Genomic DNA, 18,965 nt, shown 5'->3' with positions numbered 1-18,965 from the left:
TTGAATGGCTGCATGACCTTCCGCACCACTCCGGCCCCGATCACCCTCACCGGCCGCCTCGTCGAACTCCGACCTCTGGAGACGTCTCATCACGACGGCCTCCTCGATGCGCTGCTCGAGGGTGAGCTGTGGAAGCAGGCGTGGTACACCTCGGTGCCCTCCCCGACGGGCTCGCCGCCGAGATCGACCGTCGGATCGGCCTGATCGAGACCGGTGGGATGATCCCGTTCACCGCGTTCGACGCCGAAGGACGGATCCTCGGCCTCACGTCCTATTACGACCTGGAGGCCGACGTCCCCCGGCTGCACATCGGCTACACCTGGAATCGCCCGTCGGCCCACGGCACCGGCACCAACGCCGAGTCGAAGCTGCTGCTGCTCCGGCACGCGTTCGAGGACCTCGGCGTGTTCCGTGTGGGCCTGACGACGCAGTGGGTCAACTTCCAGTCGCGGGCGGCGATCGAACGTCTGGGAGCGAAGCAGGACGGTGTCATGCGCGCGATGAGCCGATACCGCAACGGCGCGCTGCGCGACAGCGTCGAGTTCTCGATCATCGAGCCCGAGTGGCCCGCGGTGAAGGCCAACCTCGAGGCGAGGCTGGCCAGACGCGCCTGACTACTCGGTGGCGTTGCCCGACCAGTTGTCCTTGCGACGGGTGGCCGAGCCGCTGGCGCGCATCACGAACGCGAGCGACAGACTCACGATGAGCAGGCCGGCGATGAAGACGATCGCCTGGAAGTCCTCGAGCGACTGCGCGAGCCCCATGAGCCAGATGCCTCCGAGGAAGAGGATCATGAAGAAGATGAAGCTGAGGATCACGGGATCTCCTGTCGTAGCGGCCGTCATCCAGGATACCGCCTAGCGCACACGCGGCAGCGACGGAACCCCCTGGGCGATCGCCCGCGGGGGTGATTGCGTGCAGGGATGAGCACACGACTGACTGCCCTCGCCATCTCCTGCACCCTCAAGCCGTCTCCCGCGGAATCGAGCAGCGACCTCCTGGGGTCCCAGATCCTGCAAGCTCTCGCGGAGCACGGAGTCGCCGGCCAGCTGGTGCGCGCCGTCGATCACTCGATCAGTCCCGGCGTCGAGACCGACATGGGCGAAGGCGATGAATGGCCGACTCTGCGCGAGCAGGTGCTGGCGGCCGACATCCTCGTGTTCCTGACCCCCACCTGGATGGGCCAGCACTCGAGTGTCGCGCAGCGGGTGCTGGAACGCCTCGACGCCGAACTGAGCGAGACCGACGATGCGGGTCGACCGATCCTGTTCGACAAGGTCGCGATCGCCGGAATCGTCGGCAACGAGGATGGAGCCCACCACATCGCCGCGATCCTGTTCCAGGCGCTGAACGACGTCGGGTACTCGCTGCCCGCCCAGTCGTCGATCTACTGGAACGGCGAGGCGATGCAGACCGTCGACTACAAGGATCTCTCCACGACCCCTGAGAAGGTCGCGCAGGCCACGGCGACGGCAGTGCGCAATGCCGTGCACCTGGCCCGCGGTCTCCAGGCAGACGGATACCCCGCGGAGTAGTTCAGGACTTCGGCGCGCTCCCGCTGTCAGCCTTCGGCTGCACGTAGTCGTCGATCACGAGCTCGCCCGTCGCGTTGAGAGCGCGCATCATCTCTTCGATGCGCGCCTTCTCGATGTTGTGCGGGTCCGGAGAGGTGAAGAGGAACTGCAGCGGGATCGCCGGGTGCATCCAGACGGTGAGACGGCCGGGGTCGCCGCCTTCGCGAGGATGCCAGGTCATCATGAAGCTCTCCTGGCGACGGAGCTTCGTGCCGACGATGACCTTCAGATGAGCGAGCGTCTCGTCGTCGATGAGGATCGGCTCCGAAGTGCCGTCATATCGCAGTCTTCCCATGAAGGAAACCGTACCCCGACGCGCGTGTCATCGTGTACTCGCGTGCGCGCTCTGGCGCGGCGAGAACGTCACAACCTCATCACGGCGCGAACGCTCCACGTCGAGCCCTGCGAGCTCGAGTCGTCGGAAGACCCGACGCGGAAGCACGGGCAGTTCGGCCGTGCGGCCCGACGGCGGCTTCGCGAGCCCGGTGATCAGCGAGAGATCGACGCCCGCGCCGCGCACCTCGATGCGGGCGTAGTCCGATCGCGTCCGCCAGACGAGGTGCTGCAGCTGCCGGAAGGGGATGCGGTGGGTCGCGTCTCCGGCGCGGATGCGCAGGTCGTCGTCGCCGAACGCGACCCTGCAGGACAGCGTCCGTCGCCTCAGCACGGCGCGGAGCGTCAGATAGACCGGCAGTCCGACGACCGCGCCCGTGAGGATGATCGCGAGGCGGGCGCCCATGTGAATCACCGCGTCGTCGAATGCGATGAGCAGCACGGTGCCCGCGGTGCCGACGACGAGGACCACCGCCACGATGGCGACCGTCAGCGCCCGCATGCGCAGGTCGATGGCGGAGAACTGGACGTGGGATCCGTCGCCGTTCTCGTCACGCTCCCATTCGGGTGCGACAGGAGACGGGCGCCTGAGGGCATCACGCCGTCCGATGCGGTCTGTGACGCGCGACAGAAGGCCCAGCCAGATCCATCCCGCGGCGGGACCGGCGGCGATCTGCAGCACGACGATGACCGCCCGCACGGGTTCGGCCAGGCCGGAGAGCAGCTCGCTCCCGGCGTCGATCACGACGATCATCACAGCCGTCAGCACCACGGCGACACCGAGGTGCACGGCGACGCCGGCGCGCACCGGGCGCATGCCCATCGTCGCGTTGACGAAGGAGAAGGCGATGCTCCAGCCGCCGAGCAGCATGAGCAGGAACGGAAAGAAGCTCAGGTCGTCGCCCGCGATCGTCCACACCGTCGCGGCCACCAGCAGGAGCACTCCCCACGCGAGCGGAGCCCGCACGAGCCGGCGACCGATCTCGCGCCGCAGCCTCCGCTCCGAGGTCGTCGTGGGCGCCGTGTCGGTCATCGCCCCCATCCTAGAGCGAGGCCGGACGTCATCACGGGGTCACGACGTCGTGTGCGGCAGTACCGTGGATCCATGACCGCTCCTGTTGATCCGACACTCACTCCCGCCTGGTCCGAACTCGCCGCGCTGCGCGAGTCGATCACCGCCGATCTGCGAGGCTGGTTCGCCGCGGATGCCGACCGTGCGGAGCGATTCTCGTTCCCGCTCGCAGACCTCCACGTCGACCTGTCGAAGAACCTCGTCACCGACGACGTTCTCGCAGCGCTTCTGCGCCTCGCCGAGCAGACGGGAGTCGCCGAGCGATACGCCGCGATGCTCCAGGGAAGCCACCTCAACACGTCCGAGGACCGCGCCGTGCTGCACACGGCACTGCGTCGACCGGCCGACTCCTCCCCCGCGCTCGTCGTCGACGGACAGGACGTGGATGCCGACGTGCAGGCCGTGCTCGACGCACTCAGCGCTTTCGCCAGCAGAGTTCGCTCCGGAGAGTGGCTCGGCATCACCGGAAAGCGCGTCACTCACGTCGTCAACATCGGCATCGGCGGCTCCGACCTCGGGCCCGTCATGGTCTACGAGGCGCTCAAGCCCTATGCGGATGCCGGGATCGAGGCGCGGTTCGTGTCGAACATCGATCCCACCGACCTCGCGCAGAAGACCGCGGACCTCGACCCCGAGACGACCCTCTTCATCGTCGCGTCCAAGACCTTCACCACCCTCGAGACGCTCACCAACGCCCGCCTGGCGCGCGATTGGCTGTGGGCCGGACTCCAGGCCTCGGGAGCCATCTCCGACGACGAGGACGCCCGCACCGACGCCGTCGCGCACCACTTCGTGGCGGTGTCGACCGCGCTCGACAAGGTCGCGGCCTTCGGGATCGATCCGGCGAACGCCTTCGGATTCTGGGACTGGGTCGGCGGCCGCTACTCGGTCGACTCCGCGATCGGCCTGTCGCTCGCGATCGCGCTCGGACCCGACACCTTCCGCAATCTGCTGGCCGGCTTCCATGCGGTCGACGAGCACGTGCGCACCACGCCTCTCGAGCGCAACGTCCCGGTGCTGATGGGTCTGCTCAACGTCTGGTACGTCAACTTCCACGGCGCGCAGTCGCATGCGGTGCTGCCCTACGCACAGCAGCTGAGCCGGTTCCCGGCCTACCTGCAGCAGCTGACGATGGAGTCCAACGGCAAGTCGGTCCGCTGGGACGGCACCCCGGTCACCACCGACACCGGCGAGGTGTTCTGGGGAGAGCCCGGAACCAACGGCCAGCACGCGTTCTACCAGCTCATCCATCAGGGCACCCGGCTGATTCCGGCCGACTTCATCGCGTTCGTGAACCCGGCCTACCCTCTGACCGACGGCGGGCAGGACGTGCACGAGCTGTTCCTGGCGAACTTCCTCGCCCAGACGAAGGCTCTGGCCTTCGGCAAGACCGCCGCAGAGGTCGAGGCTGAGGGAACCACCGGAGCGCTCGTCGCGGCACGCACGTTCGCCGGCAACCGCCCGACGACCTCGATCTTCGCACCCGCGCTGACACCGCAGGTGCTCGGTCAGCTGATCGCCCTGTACGAGCACATCACGTTCACGCAGGGCACGATCTGGGGCATCAACTCGTTCGACCAGTGGGGCGTCGAGCTGGGCAAGCAGCTCGCGATGCAGATCGCTCCGGCCATCGGCGGGGACGAGGCGGCCATCGATGCGCAGGACGCCTCCACGAAGGCGCTGCTCTCCTACTACCGCGCGAACCGGAAGTAGGCGAGACAGCGGGAGCGGCGAATGCAGTCGGTCACACGCGGCGACGCGCACGTCAGTGCGCGTCGCCGGGCACTGGTCGTCGTCGCCGTCCTGGTCGTCGCGGCCGGTCTCGTCACACAGGTCGTCGGTCGTGGTCCGATCGCGGACGCACTCGGCGACGCCCTCTACGCGGTGATGATCTACGTCGTCATCGCGATCGTGCTCCCACGAGCCCCGGTCTGGATCGTGGGTGCGAGCGCCGCGGCGCTGTGCATGCTGATCGAGTGCTTCCAGCTCACCGGTCTGCCGGCGATCTGGTCCGAGGCCTTCTGGCCGGTGCGACTCGTCCTGGGCGTCGGATTCGATGCGCGCGACCTCGTCGCCTACGCGGTGGGCGCGGGTGCCGCCGCCCTCTGCGACCACGCGATCGGTCGCCGTCTCCGCGCACGCGCACAGTAGACAGAAGAAAGACCCCCGAGCGATGCTCGGGGGTCTTTCTCGTCGGTGGACCTAAGGGGATTCGAACCCCTGACCTCCTCGATGCGAACGAGGCGCGCTACCAACTGCGCCATAGGCCCTGACGTCTTCTACGCTATCACGCTCGAAGACCCTCTCGTGCCGCGAGGATCAGCCCGCTGCACGCTTCGCGAGGAGGTCGCGCACATGCGCCTCGATCTCCGCGTCGTCGACGTATCCCATCTTCGCGAACGGAGACGCGGCGGCCTGCGAGGCCGCGGGAATCTGCACGGGTGCGGCGGGCGCCATGCGCTCCGCTCGCTCACGAAGCTCGGCGAGACGAGCCGCAGCGCGGCGCTTCTCCTGCGCATCCAGCTCCGCTCTCGCCACCTGCGCGCGCGAGCCTGCGACCGACACCAGCGGCTCGGGCAGCGGACGCGGAGTCCATGTCGCCGGGCCCTGATCGTGCAGTTCGGGCTCTGCCCTCTGCACGGGCTGCTCGACGACGCGCACCGAACGCCGGGCGGCGCGGGCGGCGACAGCCGACATGCGCTGCAGGGCGAAGCCGGCGACGACGATGACCGACCCGCCGACCCAGAGCAGCAGCTGCGCCTGAAGCGCGATCAGCTGCCACACGCCGAGCCCCGTGACGACGAGACCGAGAAGCAGGGTCGAGGTGGCGACGATGCGCACACGGCGACGCGCGCGGGCCTGTCGCATGACGGGATCAGCCCTCGTCGCAGCCAGCTCTTCGCGGAGCTTCATGAGCTCAGCGGCTTCCTTCTCGGACTGCAGGCGCTTCGCGAGCTTCTGCTGCGCGAGGGCAGTCCGCGCGTTGAGTTCGAGACGGACCTCGCCGGGGGTCTCGCTGGTCTCGGCCAGCACCCGCAGGGCCTGGTTCAGTCTGACGGCGTTGCGCTCCGCGGCGTCGTACTGGAAGCGCCCACGCCAGGAGGGCAGCAGGTAGAGCATCCACAGGAGCACAGCGACGAGGACTATCACTCCCCCGCTCAGCACCGGCCCGTCCATGTCGACAACGGTACGGGAACATCGCTGGTCACGACGCTCAGTCGGAGCGTGTGTCGCGAGGAGTTCTGAAGTCAGCGGCGTATCAGAGCGCGAAACGGTCCGACGGCGGGATCGTCGCGGCGTCCGGAGGCACCTCGCCGTTCAGCCACCGGGCCAGCACGCCCTGCGGCACATCCTCGCGAGTGAGGGCGAACGCGTAGTGATCCCGCCAGTCGCCGTCGATGTGGATGTAACGGCGACGCAGCCCTTCGTAGCGGAAGCCGAGCTTCTGCACGACCCTCAGGCTCGCGACGTTCTCGGGCCGGATGCAGATCTCCATGCGGTGCAGCGCATACTCCGTGAAGCAGGCATCGGTCGCGAGCGCGACGGCTGTGGGCGTGATGCCCTTGCCGGCGAAGCGCTCGCTCACCCAGTACCCGATGGTCGCCGAGCACAACGACCCCCTGGCGACTCCCCACACGTTGAGCTGCCCGGCGATCTCGCCCTCGTACTCCATGACGAACGGATAGCCCGCGCCGTCGCGGTACTGCTGCAGCAGACGTCGGATGCTGAGTCGCATGTCGAACGAGACCGATCCGTACGGGACGGTGGCCTCCCACGGCTGCAGCCAGGAGCGATTGCTCAACAGCTCGTGCTGAAGAGCCCTCGCGTCCCGAGAGCGCACGAGGCGCAGCTCGATGGGACCATGCCGCATCCCCGTCGCCTGATCCATCCGCGCGCTCCCGACGCCGCGTCGACGCCTAGAGGCGTTCCGCGAACTCCTTGAGCCACGGCCGCAGCTCGGGGCCGAGGTCGTCGCGGTCGGAGGCGAGCTGGACGATCGCCTTGATGTAGTCGACGCGGTCGCCGGTGTCGTACCGGCGTCCACGGAAGATGACGCCCACCACACCGGGGCCGTCGGCACTGGTGGCCAGCTCCTGCAGCGCGTCGGTCAGCTGGATCTCGCCGCCCTTGCCGGGTTCGGTGCGCTCGAGCACCTCGAAGATCGAGGCGGGCAGGACGTAACGGCCGATGATCGCCAGGTTCGACGGCGCGTCCTCGGGTGCGGGCTTCTCGACGAGGTCGGTGACGCGCACGGCATCCGATCCCTCGATGTCCTCGACGGCGGCGGCGCCGTACATGTGGATGCTCGCGGGGTCGACCTCCATGAGGGCGATCACCGCGGCGCCGCTGCGCTCGTGCTCGGCGATCATCTCGGTGAGCAGCTGGTCGCGCTCGTCGATGAGGTCGTCGCCGAGGAGCACGGCGAAGGAGCTGTCGCCGACGTGCGTGCGGGCACGTAGCACCGCGTGACCGAGTCCCTTGGGCTCACCCTGACGGACGAAGTGGATGTCGGCGAGGTCGCTCGAATGGATGACGCGCTCGAGACGCCCCGTGTCGCCCTTCTCCATCAGCTTGACCTCGAGCTCGGGGACCGAGTCGAAGTGGTTGGAGATCGCGTTCTTGTTGCGGCCGATGATGACGAGGATGTCATCGATCCCGGCGCTGGCGGCCTCTTCGACGACGTACTGGATCGCCGGCTTGTCGACGACCGGCAGCATCTCCTTCGGCATCGCCTTCGTCGCCGGCAGGAAACGCGTTCCCAGACCGGCAGCAGGAATGACAGCCTTCATCTTCCGTATACCCATCCACCCAGCCTAGTGGGGATGCCGCCGTAGACTCGGAGCCATGTCCCACGACGTAGAGCATGAGAAGCGCGCGCTTCGCGCCGAGCTCCGCGAACGCCGCCAGCTGCTGAGCGACTCGCAGCGGGAGGCCGCGGCATCCGCCATCACGCAGCGCCTCGACGAGCTGGTCGACGCGCTCGGCGCCCGGTCGATCTCATGCTTCCTCTCGACCACGACCGAGCCGGGCACCCGGGAGTTCGTCACCGGCGCGGTGCGCCGCGGCATCCGGGTCCTGCTTCCTGTGACACGGGCCGACGGCCTTCTCGACTGGGCCGTGGCGACCGATGACGACGATGTCACGGAAGGCCTCTTCGGGCTTCCCGAGCCGACCGGCGAGGTGCTCGGTCCGATCGCCGTCAACGATGTCGACCTGATGGTGATCCCCGCCGCGGCCGTCGACCGCACCGGGATGCGCATGGGCTGGGGGCGCGGGTACTTCGACAAGACCATCGGTTCGATGGAGAAGTGCCCTCCCGTCTACGCAGTCATCTATGATTCCGAGGTACTCGACTTCCTGCCGAGGGAGGTTCACGACCAGCCGGTCACCGGCGTCGTGACTCCCACGCAGACCCTCCACCTGTCGCCCACGCGACGCTGACCCGCGAGGATCGCAATGCCCACCTATGCCTATGCCTGCCGTTCGTGCGGTCACGCCTTCGACGCCGTGCAGAGCTTCTCCGACGACGCCCTCACCGTCTGCCCCGAATGCGGCGGCGAGCTGCGCAAGCAGTACGGATCCATCGGCGTGACCTTCAACGGATCCGGCTTCTATCGCACCGACTCGCGAGCGGGCTCCGGCACTTCCGCATCCGCCCCGGCATCATCGAAGGCGGAGCCGGCCAAGACCACGACCCCGGCCCCTGCGTCGACCAGCACCTCTTCTTCCTGACCCCTATCGACTCCCCGGAGGCATCCATGCTCAAAGGTTTCAAGGACTTCATCCTCCGCGGCAACGTGATCGACCTCGCGGTCGCGGTCGTCATCGGCACCGCGTTCACGGCGATCGTCACCGCCGTGGTGAACAGCATCATCACCCCGCTCGTCTCGCTGTTCTTCAAGGCGGATGCGACGGGCAACTTCGGACCGCAGGTGCAGAGCATCTACGGAGATACCGTCACGTTCCCCATCGGCGATCTCATCTCGGCGATCATCAGCTTCCTCTCGGTCGCTCTGGTGGTGTACTTCGTCTTCGTGCTGCCGATGAACACGTTCAAGGCCCACGTCGAGGCGCGCAAGGGCACCGCGGCCGAGCAGCCGGAGGAAGAGCCGGCGGCCGCCACCGAGGCCGAGCTGCTCGTCGAGATCCGCGACCTGCTCGCCGGGAACAAGCCGCGCAGCTGACTCGCAGTCCGCACCGCGAAGCGCACGGTCCGATTCGGGCCGTGCGCTTCGTCGTCTCCCGAACACGCCTGAGCCGCCGGTGCTCAGTAGTGCGGGGGCACGTCCTGCATTAGGCGGTCGTCGTTGGGCCCCTTCGGGCCCGTCGTCCGCTGAGGTTCCCGGACGACCCGATCCGGGTCCGTGTCGGTGCCCGGCACGGGAGTCAGCCGGGCACGCCGCGATCCGGCGACCCGCACGACCTTCTGCCGCGGGGCACCGGAATCCGGCTGATCAGTCATTCTGCGGGTCGGTGAGATCGATCGGCTGCGTGTCGTTGTCGGCTCGAGCCGCGGATGCCGAGATTCCCAAGACTCCCGCGATGCGCGTGGCCGCCGTGACGGGGTCGCTGTAGAGGTCGAAGGCGTGCACGCGCACGTAATGCCACCCGAGGCGGCGAAGCACGTTCGGGCGCAGCCGCAGGGCCTCGCGCAGTGACTCGCCACGAGACTCCGGGTCGGACTCTATGACGACGGCCTTGCCGTTGTGCTGTGCGACGAGCGGCAGCAGACCGCGGTAGTCGACGTCGACCGCTGCGCCGAGACGGCGCAGCTCTCGTGCGAGGGCGAGCGTCAGCGGGTCGGCGAGATCCTCCAGGCGTGCGTCGCGTCCTCGGGTGGCGAGGCCGCCGAGGATCGACATCAGGGTGGCGGCGCCGAACTCGAGGCGGCCGTCATCGAACGACGAGGGGCGGATCGACGAGACGATCACCATGGACCGGCGGGCGCGGGTCATCCCGACCGTCAGCAGCCGCTCGCCATCCGGCGTGGACAGGTCGCCGAAGTCGCTGAGCACTCGGCCGTGCTTGGTCAGGCCGTAGCCGAGCGAGAAGATCACCCGGTCGCGGCTCTCGGCCACGGACTCCTCGAGGGTGAGCACCGCGAAGGGCTCGGCCGTGTCGCGACCGACGAAGTCGGCGACGTCGGAGCGCCCGGCGAATGCCGAGGTGACGGCGGCCCGCACGCGCTCGGCGTGACGCCTGCTCGCGGTGACCACCATGAGCGACTCGTCCGGGCGATGCACGGCGTGCTCCACGACCAGCGTGACGACGCGTGCGACCTCTGCCTCGGGGCTCTCCACCGCACCCGACACGGGGTCGGGTGCGCCGGTGCCGCCTTCGACGTAGTCGACGGTGAGGCTGCCGCGACCCAGGTACGAGCCCGCCCAGGGCAGCGAGACGATCTCGCCGCCGTAGAACGCGTCGTTGATGAGCTCTGCGAGGTCCTCGCCGCCCGCGCGGTAGCTGCGCGTGAGGGTCATCACGGGAAGCAGTTCGGACAGGCGCTCGAACACCGACACGGAGTCGAAGGGCACCTCGTGCTCCCATTCGGGGCCGGGGTCCACGGCGACGTGGAACGCTGTCGGAAGCTGAGTGACCGGATCGCCGAAAGCGACGACCTGACGGGCACGGCGGATCGCCGGGGCCGCTTCGGCGAGGTTGATCGCGGCCGCATCGACGAGGAGCACCGTGTCGAACTCGACGGAGTCGGGGATCTGCGGCACGAGGTAGGGAGACGAGATCCAGACCGGCGCGAGCACGCCGACGAGGGTGGGCGCGGAGCTCACGATCTCGGCTGTCGTCGTCGCCGGCTGCTTCAGTGCGCGCCTGAGGTTCTGCGACTCCTGCGGCTCATCGACGATGGCGATCTTCCACTGGTTCGCGAGCTGCCAGGCGAGCAACGGACCGGCCATCGCGGCGTGCGCCTCGTCGACGAGACGGAAGTCCCGCTCGAGCCGGTCGACCACCGCCGTGTTCGCACCGAGCAGCGCTCGATCCTCCTGCAGAGCCCGTTCCAGCAGTGTCTGCCACCAGGCGAACTCCAGCTCGTCACCCACACGCGACTCGGCGACGTGGCGAACGGACAGCTCCGCGAGCAGCGGCTCGAGACCGAGGTCGGCCAGCCGATCGCGCAGCTGCGCGCGCTCCACGAGGTTGTCGAAGACGTCGGACTTCGCCGCGAGACCGGCGAGAGTGCGCACGAGGCGGGCGACGGGGAGCGTCGACAGCGGTTCCCTGCGGCCGAGCGCGACATCGAGCTCGGCGAGCTCAGCCGTGACGCGCTGCCACGAGGAGTGGACGTCGGCGAGCCCGAGTGGAACCTCGGGCGCCACCCCGGCTTCCACGAACCGCTGCCACTGGGTGCGCTGCGCCTGGATGCGCAGCAGCGACTCGTGCATCTCGGTGACATGGACGCCCGGGCGCACGTACTCCTTGGCGAGACGACGCAGCCGACGCCGGTTCGCCCCGGACATCGCGGGCGCGTCGCGGCGCGATCCGTGAGCCTGGATGAGCTCGCCCAGCGGACGCTCGAAGACGGTGGGGCTGAACCGGTCGAGAGAGTCGCGGATGCCCTGCAGCAGCCGCAGGTACTCACCGAGCTCGTCGATCGTCGAGAACGGGCGCATATGCGTCTGGGCGATGAGGGCATACCCGCGCTCGAGGAGGGTCGGCACGCTGTCGGAGTGCAGACGCGCTGCCAGCTGGTGCGCCGACTTCGCCGCCTCGGTGCTCGAGAACGTGACTCCGTACCAGGGCGAGTCGTCGGGTCCGAAGCGGAACTCGCCGAGGCGCGCGGCCTGCGCGAGCGCCGCTGCCGCCGACGAGCGATCGTCAGCGAGACGGCGGAGGGTCTCGGCGCTGAGTCGCGCCGTGGTCGACGGCGGGGTGGGCAGGGAGGCGAGCCTCGTGAGATGCCTGGTGGCGTCGAGCACGGACGAGTTCGTCCCCGCGACCGGAGCGGTGAGAGCGCTGCGATAATCCCTGAGCACCGTGCGGAGACGCACGAGAGCGTCATCGACGTCGCTGACCTTCGGAGCCGTCGCCTTCTCGTTCCGGCCGATCGCGCGGACGAGGTCCCGACGCACGTTCGCGGGCGATACCGCCAGGCTGTCGAGGCCGATGCCCGCAAGACGGTGCCGCACGCCGTCGAGGGTCGACCGTCGCGCCGAGACGACGAGCACCCTCTTGCCGGCCCGCACGAGTTCGCCGAGCGCGTTGATCACGGTCTGTGTGCCGCCTGTGCCGGGGAGCGTCGCGACGGTCAGCGAATGTCCGGCGGCGATCCTGGCGAGGAGCGCCTCCTGCTCGGCATCCGCATCGAGCAGCAGATTGTCGGATGCCGGCGCCCGGTCGTCCGGTCCGGTGTGGTGCGGCGCGGGTCGGCGGGCCGAGACCTGCTCGCGGTCACCGACGTGACCGGCCAGAGCGTTGAGCACGACGTGGTCCAGACTCCCGCCGTCGCGGGACATGGCACCGCCGACATCGGCGAAGGTCGAGACCACGAGCCGCGGCAGCACCGTGAAGGTGTCGATCGACCGCGTCGTGGCCCGAAGGCTGTCGATCACGGGCTGCGGCTTGAAGATCCCGCCGTCGTAGGCGAGGGAGGCGAGAGCCGCGGCGTCGATCGTGATGCCGAAGTGCTCACGCGCGATGCGCACGAGCTCGGGGTTCACCTCGAACGCGCCCTGCAGCTTGAGTTCGAAGTCGGAGTGGTGCCGACGGATGGCGAGGGGGCGAAGCAGCACGGGCGCCGAGAAATCCGCCCCGCCGATGCGCCAGCCGGCGACGCCGACTGCGAGGTGCACCGCCTCGATGCCGCGAACGGTGCGCAGCTCGGTGTTCTTCGCCGTGATCCGCTCGGCGGCGAGCCTCGCAGTGCGCAGACCGACCTCGTCGCGATAGAGATTCGACAGCAGGGTCGATTTGCCTGTGATGAACTGGGGAAGACTGCCGGGGTGGGCCTTCGAGATGTCGATGCTGGATTCGACCGTGTCGCGGAAGTTCACGAGCGGCGATGAACCGCCGAGGTCAGCAGCTTCCGCACGCAGCCGAGTGCGCTCGGCCTCTGCCGCATGCGCGATGCCGATACCGGAGACCGGCTCGTGCGATTCGCCGAGGGTCACTGCGGCATCGGTCGCTGCGTCATCCGCAGCCTTGCCTTCACGTCGCCACACACCTCACACACTAAGCGCGCCTCGCCCCACAGGCTGTATCCCGGGCGGGTTTCACCGTATTTCCGCCCGCTCGAGGGCGGAGCGACGACCCTGTGGACTGCTTCTGCACCCGAGCGACGAGTCGGTGCGGTCTCCCCCGGTCGCGCTCATGGGGACACTGCCGCGCCCCCGCTCCGGTCAGTATGGAGGCATGACCTTCCGCTATGACTTCGCACCGACTCCGTTCGGCGACGCCCTCGCGGTGTTCTCCGACGAGGGGCTCGTCCGATTCGACCTCTCGGAGTCGAATGATCCATCGGTTCCCTGGCTCCTCGAGAACGTCGCGAGCCAGCTCCGGGCCGTCCCGGAACCCGACCCCGGTGCGGCAGACGAGGTCACCGAACTCCTCGACGCGTACTTCGGTGGATCGCCGGTGCGATTCCACGATCACCTGGCGCTCGACTGGCGCCTCATCGACGGGTTCGCGCGCACGGCGCTGCAGACCATCACCACCATCGAATGGGGAGAGACGATCAGCTACGGGGAGGTCGCGGTGCTGGCCGGGCGCCCCGGTGCCGCGCGGGCCGTCGGCACCGCCTGCCGTCTCAGTCCCTTCTCCATCGTCGTCCCCGTCCACCGCGTGGTGCGGTCGGATGGCACGACGGGTCAGTACGGCGCGCATCCCGAGCGCAAGAGGTTCCTTCTCGACCTCGAGTCGCACGGCTGACCGCACACGGGGACCCCGACGAGTAGGCCGTCGGGGTCCCCGTTCGCGTCATCGGCCGCTCAGTGGTCGACGGCCTTCTCGGCCCCGAAACCGGTGAGCGAGCGCACTTCCATCTCGGCCGCCAGGAGCGGCGACTCCTTGGTCCGGCTCGTGACCGTCCCGAGCCAGCCGAGGAAGAAGCCGAGCGGGATCGACACGATTCCCGGATTGTTCATCGGCCACAGCACGATGTCGATCCCGGGGATCATCGAGGTCGGCGACCCGGAGAACACCGGCGACAGGATGATCAGGATGATCGCCGCGGCGAGGCCGCCGTACATGCTCCAGACCGCACCGCGGGTGTTGAACCGTCGCCAGAACAGCGAGTAGAGGATCGTCGGCAGATTCGCCGAGGCGGCGACCGCGAACGCGAGCGCCACCAGGAAGGCGATGTTCTGCCCCTGCGCACCGATGCCACCGACGATCGCGAGGATGCCGATCACGACCACCGTTCGGCGTGCGACGCGCACCTCGCCGTTGGGATCCGGCTCGACGGGGTTTCCGGCCGAGTCCTTCTTCCCCTTCTGGATCACGTTCGCATAGATGTCGTGCGCGAAGGAGGCTGCTGCCGTGATCGTGAGTCCGGCCACCACCGCGAGGATGGTCGCGAAGGCGACGGCCGAGATGAACCCGAGGAGGACCGGCCCGCCGAGATACAGGGCGAGCAGCGGCGCCGCCGAGTTCGGACCGCCGGGTGCCGCCGCGATCACGTCCGCGCCGACGAGCGCGCCTGCTCCGTAGCCGAGCACCAGCGTCAGCAGGTAGAAGCCGCCGATCAGCCAGATCGCCCACACCACCGAACGACGAGCCTCCTTGGCGGTGGGGACCGTGTAGAAGCGCATCAGCACGTGCGGGAGCCCCGCCGTTCCGAGCACGAGAGCCATGCCGAGAGAGACGAAGTCCCAGGGGTTCGCTCCGTACTGCAGTCCCGGCGCAAGGATCGCGTCGCCCTTGTCGGAATTCGCCACAGCCGCCTCGAGCAGCGTGTTGAGGCTGAATCCGTTGATCGCCAGCACCCAGATCGTCATCGCGATCGCACCGCCGATGAGCAGGAACGCCTTGACGATCTGCACCCAGGTCGTGCCCTTCATGCCGCCGATGAGAACGTAGACGATCATCAGCACGCCGACGACGGCGATCACGATCGACTGACCGAGTCGGCCGTCGATTCCGAGCAGCAGGGAGACCAGCCCGCCGGCTCCCGCCATCTGCGCGAGCAGGTAGAAGAAGCACACTGCGAGCGTGGTGATCGCGGCCGCCATGCGCACTGGCCGCTGCTTCAGTCGGAACGACAGGACGTCGGCCATCGTGAACTTGCCGGTGTTGCGCATCAGCTCGGCGACGAGAAGCAGTGCGACGAGCCAGGCGACGAGGAATCCGATCGAATACAGGAATCCGTCGTAGCCGTTGATCGCGATCGCACCGCAGATTCCGAGGAAGGATGCCGCAGACAGATAGTCGCCGGCGATCGCGAAACCGTTCTGCGGCCCCGTGAACGAGCGGCCCGCGGCGTAGTAGTCCGCCGCCGTCTTGTTGTTCCGGCTCGCACGGATGACGATGAACAGTGTCACCGCCACGAAGGCGACGAAGATCGAGATGTTGAGAACAGGATTGCTCTCCACCGCGATCTCCCCCGCGGCGGCGTGAATGCGGTTCATGCGTCAGCCTGCGCCTTCTCGAGCTCTTCGCGGATCTCGGTCGCTATCGGATCGAGTCTCCGGTTCGCGAATGCGACGTACCCCATCGTGATCGCGAAGGTGGTGACGAATTGTCCCAACCCCATGAGCAGCCCGACGGTGATATCTCCCCACACTCTTTGAGACATGAATTCGGTCGCGAAGGCGGCGAGCAGGACGTAGACGAAATACCAGATGAGGAAGAATGCCGCGAGCGGGAAGATGAATGAGCGCTGCGTCTTCTTCAGTTCGCGGAATCGTGGTGATTCCTCGACAGCGATGTAGTCGATCGCTCCCGGCGAATCTGCCGTCGGATGGTCGGTCATGGGGCCTCCTTGCCTCATGTTCTGCGGCTCGCCCCGCATTGCCAGGCGAATGATAGGGTCGACGCTACGAAACGGGGACACAGCGCCGTCACCCCCGAAAGTAGGTAGTCGTGAGCACATCGACCGAGATGGAATCAGAGACCGAGCTCGTCGCCAGGGCAGTGCGCGAGCTCGCGCAGCGCACCCGGTTCCCGGTCGCCTTCGGCGGCCTGATCGACGAGGGCGTGGTCAGCGTCACCAGCATCGTCGGAAACCGCACGCACAGCCTCGACGGGTTGCGCGTCAGACCCGAACGCGGTCTCGGCGGACGGGCGATGATGGAGCTGCGCCCTCGCATGACGAGCGACTACGGGTCATCGCAGCAGATCACGCACGACTACGACGTGTTCGTGCTCGGCGAGGGCCTCAGGACTCTGCTGGCCCTGCCGATCGTCGTGAGCGGCCGTCCCCGAGGAGTCCTGTACGCGGGGGCCTGGGACCGGACACCCGTCGGCGGCGTGACCACGGCGCCGGCGATGCAGGTCGCACAGTCCGTCGCAGAGGAGCTCCGAGTTCGCGACGAGGTGGAACGTCGCCTTCGCTCGGTCACGCCGTCGTCCGCATCCGTCCCCCCGCGCCATCGCGAAGAGCTGCGGGAGAGCTTCGCCGAGCTTCGCAGCATCGCGGCATCCGTCGATGATGCGGATCTTCGGGCGCGCATCGCACAGGTGGAGCAGCGCCTCGTGATGCTCGCGGACGACGCGGTCTCCACCGGCACCGGGCCGATCCCGACGGTTCATCTCTCCCGCCGCGAGACCGATGTGCTCGCCTGCGCCGCCCTCGGCGCGACGAATGCGGAGATCGGCGGGCAGCTCGGCCTTCGCGAGGGCACCGTCAAGGCGTATCTCGGCACGGCGATGTCCAAGCTCGACGCCTCGACCCGCCATGCCGCCGTGGCCAAGGCGCGGCGGGCCGGACTGCTCCCCTGAGTCGCGCGGCGCTCCTCGGCACAGCGCTGCACAGGCCCTGCCCAGCGCTCAGGGCTATCGTGGATACTGGTCGGTGAACCCCGGCCCCGGACGAGGCAGACCAGTACCCGGTGAGCGAAAAGACTGGTCCGAAAGGACCGTCATGTCGTGGATCGTGCTTATCGTCTCCGGAGTCCTCGAAGCTGTATGGGCGACTGCGCTCGGCAAATCCGAGGGATTCACCAAGCTGTGGCCGAGCATCATATTCGCGGGCGGTCTGATCCTCTCGATGCTCGGGCTCGCATTCGCCATGCGTGATATCGCCACCGGCACCGCCTATGCGGTGTGGGTCGGCATCGGCGCGACTCTGACAGTGGTGTGGGCGATGATCACCGGCGACAGCGACATCTCCTGGCCGCGGATTCTGCTGCTCCTCGGCCTCGTCGGCTGCATCGTCGGCCTGAAATTGATCGACCCTGGTCACGAATAGCACTGCGGGCTCGGATATTCGGCAGTACTGTATTCCCATGGCAAGAAGAATTGTGCACCAGCTGGTTGACGACATCGACGGAAGCATCCTGGAAGTGGGCGAAGGCGAAACGGTCCATTTCTCGCTGAATGGCACTTCTTACGAGATCGATCTGAATTCCGCGCACGCAGAAGAACTGCGCGCGGCATTGGAACCGTATATCTCGGCTGGACGACGGGCCGGCTCGGCGGCCTCGTCGCGGTCAGCAGCACCCCGGAAGCGCGCGGGTCGCAATCCCGAGGTCGCGGCGATCCGCGCCTGGGCGAACGACAACGGTTACACGCTCTCAGAGCGGGGCCGCATTCCCGCCCCGGTCGTCGAGGCGTACAACGCCGCGCACTGACTCAGTCTGAGGTAGCGACTCCGGGTTGAGCCCACGGCTCATCCCGGAGCGTGATCTCCTGGGCCATGTCGGACAGGAACCGGATGACGACGTCACGCTCGTCCGGAGTGAGTCGCGCCGCCGAGTAGAAGCGCTTGGCCTGCTGACGACCCACCGTCTCCATGGCCGCCTGCCGCGTCTCCGGCGTGATGGTGATCGCGAGAGCGCGCCGGTCGGTCGGATGCGGCGCCCGCCGGATATGTCCGCCCTTCTCGAGGCGGTCGAGCAGCTTCGTCGTCGACGCCGTCGATATGCCGAGGTGCGTCGCGATGCCCCCGGGAGTGGCCGTGGCCCCGCGGTTCGCGCACACGATCAGGTAATGCAGTGCGCGCATGTCCGTGTCGTTCAGGCGCATGTAGCGCCGTGAGGCGAGTGACAGCTTCTGCTCCGCGTCGCGGAGCTCACCGAGGGCGCCCATGACGAGCGCGATCTGGCGCAGGTCCTCGGGGTCGACACCTGATCGATCGATCAGAGTGCTCCGCGGATCCGCCGACTCGACGTCGTAGATCGCCGCGTGCGCGAGGCCATCCGGAGAGATCGGGTCCTTGCGAGACAGCACATCGGACGCACCGCTTCCGCGGGGGGTGGCGTCGGGTCCGTCGTGCATGCCATCATGCTACACACGATTGTTTCGTGTTATGTTGATTATTAGCTAAGCTAGCGAAAATCGAGGAGGTTCCCCGTTGGATGAGGTCACCCTCCTCTCTGCAGACGGAGTCGCGATAGGCGTGTTCGCGAAAGACGCGGTACACACCACCGATACTCCTCTTCACCTGGCCTTCTCCTGCCATGTCTTCGACCGGCAGGGGCGTCTTCTCGTCACGCGGCGAGCGCTGACGAAGCGCACCTGGCCCGGCGTCTGGACCAACAGCTTCTGCGGTCACCCCCGCCCGGGCGAGGACATGACACAGGCAGTGCATCGACGCGCGCAGGACGAGCTCGGACTCCGTCTCACCGACATCTCCCTGGTGCTGCCTGACTACCGCTATCGCGCGGTCGACGCGAGCGGGATCGTCGAGAACGAGATCTGCCCCGTGCACGTCGCCATCGCAGACGGCCCCCTCTCCCCCGATCCCGACGAGGTCGCCGAGTGGGCCTGGGTCGATCCGGCCGAGTTCGCCGACGCCGTCATCGGCGCCCCCTTCGCGTACAGTCCCTGGCTCGTGGAGCAGCTGCCCCGGCTGCGCGACCTCGGGGTGGTGTGAT

The 18,965-nt window shown here is 67.9% G+C and carries 21 protein-coding genes, 1 tRNA gene, 1 pseudogene and 1 riboswitch; of the genes and pseudogenes, 12 read left to right on the top strand and 11 right to left on the bottom strand.

Features of this window, described 5'->3' with window-relative positions; translation table 11 throughout:
* Positions 1–12 precede the first annotated feature (12 nt).
* Positions 13–614: pseudogene (locus ACZZZF_RS17400) on the top strand (GNAT family N-acetyltransferase).
* Here the strand turns inward: ACZZZF_RS17400 and ACZZZF_RS17395 are convergent.
* Entirely contained in the window at positions 615–818 is a 204-nt protein-coding gene (locus tag ACZZZF_RS17395; protein WP_053097189.1) for a hypothetical protein, read from the bottom strand.
* A 105-nt stretch (positions 819–923) separates the two neighbouring features.
* Between ACZZZF_RS17395 and ACZZZF_RS17390 the strand changes: the two genes are divergently transcribed.
* Positions 924–1,535, top strand: a complete 612-nt coding sequence (locus tag ACZZZF_RS17390; RefSeq protein ID WP_463499739.1) for a flavodoxin family protein — start codon at positions 924–926, stop codon at positions 1,533–1,535.
* 1 nt (position 1,536) lies between these two features.
* Here the strand turns inward: ACZZZF_RS17390 and ACZZZF_RS17385 are convergent, their stop codons facing one another.
* Both ACZZZF_RS17385 and ACZZZF_RS17380 read right to left on the bottom strand, forming a co-directional pair.
* Positions 1,537–1,869, bottom strand: a complete 333-nt coding sequence (locus ACZZZF_RS17385) for a DUF7882 family protein (RefSeq protein ID WP_053097194.1) — start codon at positions 1,867–1,869, stop codon at positions 1,537–1,539.
* 27 nt (positions 1,870–1,896) lie between these two features.
* Positions 1,897–2,940 carry a hypothetical protein gene (locus tag ACZZZF_RS17380; RefSeq protein WP_463499738.1) on the bottom strand — a complete coding sequence of 348 codons (1,044 nt, stop codon included), beginning with the start codon at positions 2,938–2,940 and terminating at the stop codon, positions 1,897–1,899.
* A 72-nt stretch (positions 2,941–3,012) separates the two neighbouring features.
* Here ACZZZF_RS17380 and pgi point away from each other — a divergent pair, with 72 nt between their 5' ends.
* Positions 3,013–4,692 carry a glucose-6-phosphate isomerase gene (gene pgi, locus ACZZZF_RS17375; protein WP_463499736.1) on the top strand — a complete coding sequence of 560 codons (1,680 nt, stop codon included), beginning with the start codon at positions 3,013–3,015 and terminating at the stop codon, positions 4,690–4,692.
* 21 nt (positions 4,693–4,713) lie between these two features.
* The gene (locus tag ACZZZF_RS17370) at positions 4,714–5,130 is read left to right on the top strand and encodes a ribosomal maturation YjgA family protein (protein ID WP_463499734.1); all 417 of its coding nucleotides are present in this window, start codon (positions 4,714–4,716) and stop codon (positions 5,128–5,130) included.
* A gap of 46 nt (positions 5,131–5,176) precedes the next feature.
* Here the strand turns inward: ACZZZF_RS17370 and ACZZZF_RS17365 are convergent.
* The 4 genes from ACZZZF_RS17365 to galU form a co-directional block, all read right to left on the bottom strand.
* A tRNA-Ala gene (locus tag ACZZZF_RS17365) sits at positions 5,177–5,249 on the bottom strand.
* A gap of 49 nt (positions 5,250–5,298) precedes the next feature.
* On the bottom strand, positions 5,299–6,156 hold the full coding sequence (locus ACZZZF_RS17360) for a hypothetical protein (protein WP_072591593.1): 858 nt from the start codon (positions 6,154–6,156) through the stop codon (positions 5,299–5,301).
* Positions 6,157–6,238: 82 nt separating this feature from the next.
* Positions 6,239–6,850 (bottom strand): GNAT family N-acetyltransferase, encoded by a 612-nt coding sequence (locus tag ACZZZF_RS17355; protein WP_053099195.1) that lies wholly within the window; start codon positions 6,848–6,850, stop codon positions 6,239–6,241.
* 46 nt (positions 6,851–6,896) lie between these two features.
* The gene (gene galU, locus ACZZZF_RS17350) at positions 6,897–7,784 is read right to left on the bottom strand and encodes a UTP--glucose-1-phosphate uridylyltransferase GalU (protein ID WP_053097201.1); all 888 of its coding nucleotides are present in this window, start codon (positions 7,782–7,784) and stop codon (positions 6,897–6,899) included.
* A gap of 40 nt (positions 7,785–7,824) precedes the next feature.
* Here galU and ACZZZF_RS17345 point away from each other — a divergent pair, with 40 nt between their 5' ends.
* The 3 genes from ACZZZF_RS17345 to mscL are packed head-to-tail and all read left to right on the top strand — an operon-like array spanning position 7,825 to position 9,164.
* Positions 7,825–8,421 carry a 5-formyltetrahydrofolate cyclo-ligase gene (locus ACZZZF_RS17345; protein ID WP_463499731.1) on the top strand — a complete coding sequence of 199 codons (597 nt, stop codon included), beginning with the start codon at positions 7,825–7,827 and terminating at the stop codon, positions 8,419–8,421.
* Positions 8,422–8,436: 15 nt separating this feature from the next.
* Entirely contained in the window at positions 8,437–8,712 is a 276-nt protein-coding gene (locus ACZZZF_RS17340) for an FmdB family zinc ribbon protein (RefSeq protein WP_463499728.1), read from the top strand.
* 26 nt (positions 8,713–8,738) lie between these two features.
* Positions 8,739–9,164 carry a large conductance mechanosensitive channel protein MscL gene (mscL, locus tag ACZZZF_RS17335; protein WP_053097207.1) on the top strand — a complete coding sequence of 142 codons (426 nt, stop codon included), beginning with the start codon at positions 8,739–8,741 and terminating at the stop codon, positions 9,162–9,164.
* Between the two features lie 270 nt (positions 9,165–9,434).
* Here the strand turns inward: mscL and ACZZZF_RS17330 are convergent, their stop codons facing one another.
* Complete coding sequence (locus ACZZZF_RS17330; protein ID WP_463499725.1) at positions 9,435–13,154, bottom strand: AAA family ATPase; 3,720 nt, start codon at positions 13,152–13,154, stop codon at positions 9,435–9,437.
* A gap of 190 nt (positions 13,155–13,344) precedes the next feature.
* Here ACZZZF_RS17330 and ACZZZF_RS17325 point away from each other — a divergent pair, with 190 nt between their 5' ends.
* Positions 13,345–13,860, top strand: a complete 516-nt coding sequence (locus ACZZZF_RS17325; protein ID WP_053097213.1) for a methylated-DNA--[protein]-cysteine S-methyltransferase — start codon at positions 13,345–13,347, stop codon at positions 13,858–13,860.
* A 59-nt stretch (positions 13,861–13,919) separates the two neighbouring features.
* Here ACZZZF_RS17325 and ACZZZF_RS17320 read toward each other — a convergent pair whose 3' ends face one another.
* Together ACZZZF_RS17320 and ACZZZF_RS17315 are read right to left on the bottom strand one after the other, a co-directional pair.
* Positions 13,920–15,557: a solute symporter family protein gene (locus ACZZZF_RS17320; RefSeq protein WP_056279927.1), complete on the bottom strand. Its 1,638-nt coding sequence runs from the start codon at positions 15,555–15,557 to the stop codon at positions 13,920–13,922.
* The gene (locus ACZZZF_RS17315; protein WP_053097216.1) at positions 15,554–15,901 is read right to left on the bottom strand and encodes a DUF485 domain-containing protein; all 348 of its coding nucleotides are present in this window, start codon (positions 15,899–15,901) and stop codon (positions 15,554–15,556) included. Before ACZZZF_RS17315 ends, ACZZZF_RS17320 begins: the two co-directional genes overlap by 4 nt.
* A gap of 110 nt (positions 15,902–16,011) precedes the next feature.
* On the opposite strand from ACZZZF_RS17315, the gene ACZZZF_RS17310 reads away from it, so the two are divergent.
* The 3 genes from ACZZZF_RS17310 to ACZZZF_RS17300 all read left to right on the top strand — a co-directional run bounded on the left by ACZZZF_RS17310 (position 16,012) and on the right by ACZZZF_RS17300 (position 17,720).
* Complete coding sequence (locus ACZZZF_RS17310) at positions 16,012–16,869, top strand: LuxR C-terminal-related transcriptional regulator (RefSeq protein ID WP_053097217.1); 858 nt, start codon at positions 16,012–16,014, stop codon at positions 16,867–16,869.
* Between the two features lie 64 nt (positions 16,870–16,933).
* Positions 16,934–17,001, top strand: a riboswitch (guanidine-III (ykkC-III) riboswitch).
* Positions 17,002–17,011: 10 nt separating this feature from the next.
* Positions 17,012–17,338, top strand: a complete 327-nt coding sequence (locus tag ACZZZF_RS17305; protein ID WP_053097219.1) for a DMT family transporter — start codon at positions 17,012–17,014, stop codon at positions 17,336–17,338.
* Positions 17,339–17,375: 37 nt separating this feature from the next.
* Complete coding sequence (locus ACZZZF_RS17300; protein WP_053097221.1) at positions 17,376–17,720, top strand: histone-like nucleoid-structuring protein Lsr2; 345 nt, start codon at positions 17,376–17,378, stop codon at positions 17,718–17,720.
* A 1-nt stretch (position 17,721) separates the two neighbouring features.
* Here ACZZZF_RS17300 and ACZZZF_RS17295 read toward each other — a convergent pair whose 3' ends face one another.
* Complete coding sequence (locus ACZZZF_RS17295) at positions 17,722–18,366, bottom strand: MarR family winged helix-turn-helix transcriptional regulator (RefSeq protein ID WP_082297860.1); 645 nt, start codon at positions 18,364–18,366, stop codon at positions 17,722–17,724.
* A 76-nt stretch (positions 18,367–18,442) separates the two neighbouring features.
* On the opposite strand from ACZZZF_RS17295, the gene idi reads away from it, so the two are divergent.
* Complete coding sequence (idi, locus tag ACZZZF_RS17290) at positions 18,443–18,964, top strand: isopentenyl-diphosphate Delta-isomerase (RefSeq protein ID WP_056279923.1); 522 nt, start codon at positions 18,443–18,445, stop codon at positions 18,962–18,964.
* Position 18,965: the final 1 nt, after the last annotated feature.

This window comes from Microbacterium sp. AC215 (assembly GCF_979258645.1).
This window is presented reverse-complemented; position numbering and strand designations above follow the sequence as displayed.

What these genes read in the sequence shown, in the direction of transcription:
- pgi (WP_463499736.1), top strand. Translation starts at nt 3,013, where the DNA reads ATGACCGCTCCTGTTGATCCGACACTCACTCCCGCCTGGTCCGAACTC.
- ACZZZF_RS17315 (WP_053097216.1), bottom strand. Translation starts at nt 15,901, where the DNA reads ATGACCGACCATCCGACGGCAGATTCGCCGGGAGCGATCGACTACATC.
- galU (WP_053097201.1), bottom strand. Translation starts at nt 7,784, where the DNA reads ATGGGTATACGGAAGATGAAGGCTGTCATTCCTGCTGCCGGTCTGGGA.
- ACZZZF_RS17345 (WP_463499731.1), top strand. Translation starts at nt 7,825, where the DNA reads ATGTCCCACGACGTAGAGCATGAGAAGCGCGCGCTTCGCGCCGAGCTC.
- ACZZZF_RS17385 (WP_053097194.1), bottom strand. Translation starts at nt 1,869, where the DNA reads ATGGGAAGACTGCGATATGACGGCACTTCGGAGCCGATCCTCATCGAC.
- ACZZZF_RS17355 (WP_053099195.1), bottom strand. Translation starts at nt 6,850, where the DNA reads ATGCGGCATGGTCCCATCGAGCTGCGCCTCGTGCGCTCTCGGGACGCG.
- ACZZZF_RS17320 (WP_056279927.1), bottom strand. Translation starts at nt 15,557, where the DNA reads ATGAACCGCATTCACGCCGCCGCGGGGGAGATCGCGGTGGAGAGCAAT.
- ACZZZF_RS17380 (WP_463499738.1), bottom strand. Translation starts at nt 2,940, where the DNA reads ATGACCGACACGGCGCCCACGACGACCTCGGAGCGGAGGCTGCGGCGC.
- mscL (WP_053097207.1), top strand. Translation starts at nt 8,739, where the DNA reads ATGCTCAAAGGTTTCAAGGACTTCATCCTCCGCGGCAACGTGATCGAC.
- ACZZZF_RS17390 (WP_463499739.1), top strand. Translation starts at nt 924, where the DNA reads ATGAGCACACGACTGACTGCCCTCGCCATCTCCTGCACCCTCAAGCCG.
- ACZZZF_RS17295 (WP_082297860.1), bottom strand. Translation starts at nt 18,366, where the DNA reads ATGCACGACGGACCCGACGCCACCCCCCGCGGAAGCGGTGCGTCCGAT.
- ACZZZF_RS17370 (WP_463499734.1), top strand. Translation starts at nt 4,714, where the DNA reads ATGCAGTCGGTCACACGCGGCGACGCGCACGTCAGTGCGCGTCGCCGG.
- ACZZZF_RS17325 (WP_053097213.1), top strand. Translation starts at nt 13,345, where the DNA reads ATGACCTTCCGCTATGACTTCGCACCGACTCCGTTCGGCGACGCCCTC.
- ACZZZF_RS17305 (WP_053097219.1), top strand. Translation starts at nt 17,012, where the DNA reads ATGTCGTGGATCGTGCTTATCGTCTCCGGAGTCCTCGAAGCTGTATGG.
- ACZZZF_RS17340 (WP_463499728.1), top strand. Translation starts at nt 8,437, where the DNA reads ATGCCCACCTATGCCTATGCCTGCCGTTCGTGCGGTCACGCCTTCGAC.
- ACZZZF_RS17300 (WP_053097221.1), top strand. Translation starts at nt 17,376, where the DNA reads ATGGCAAGAAGAATTGTGCACCAGCTGGTTGACGACATCGACGGAAGC.
- ACZZZF_RS17360 (WP_072591593.1), bottom strand. Translation starts at nt 6,156, where the DNA reads ATGGACGGGCCGGTGCTGAGCGGGGGAGTGATAGTCCTCGTCGCTGTG.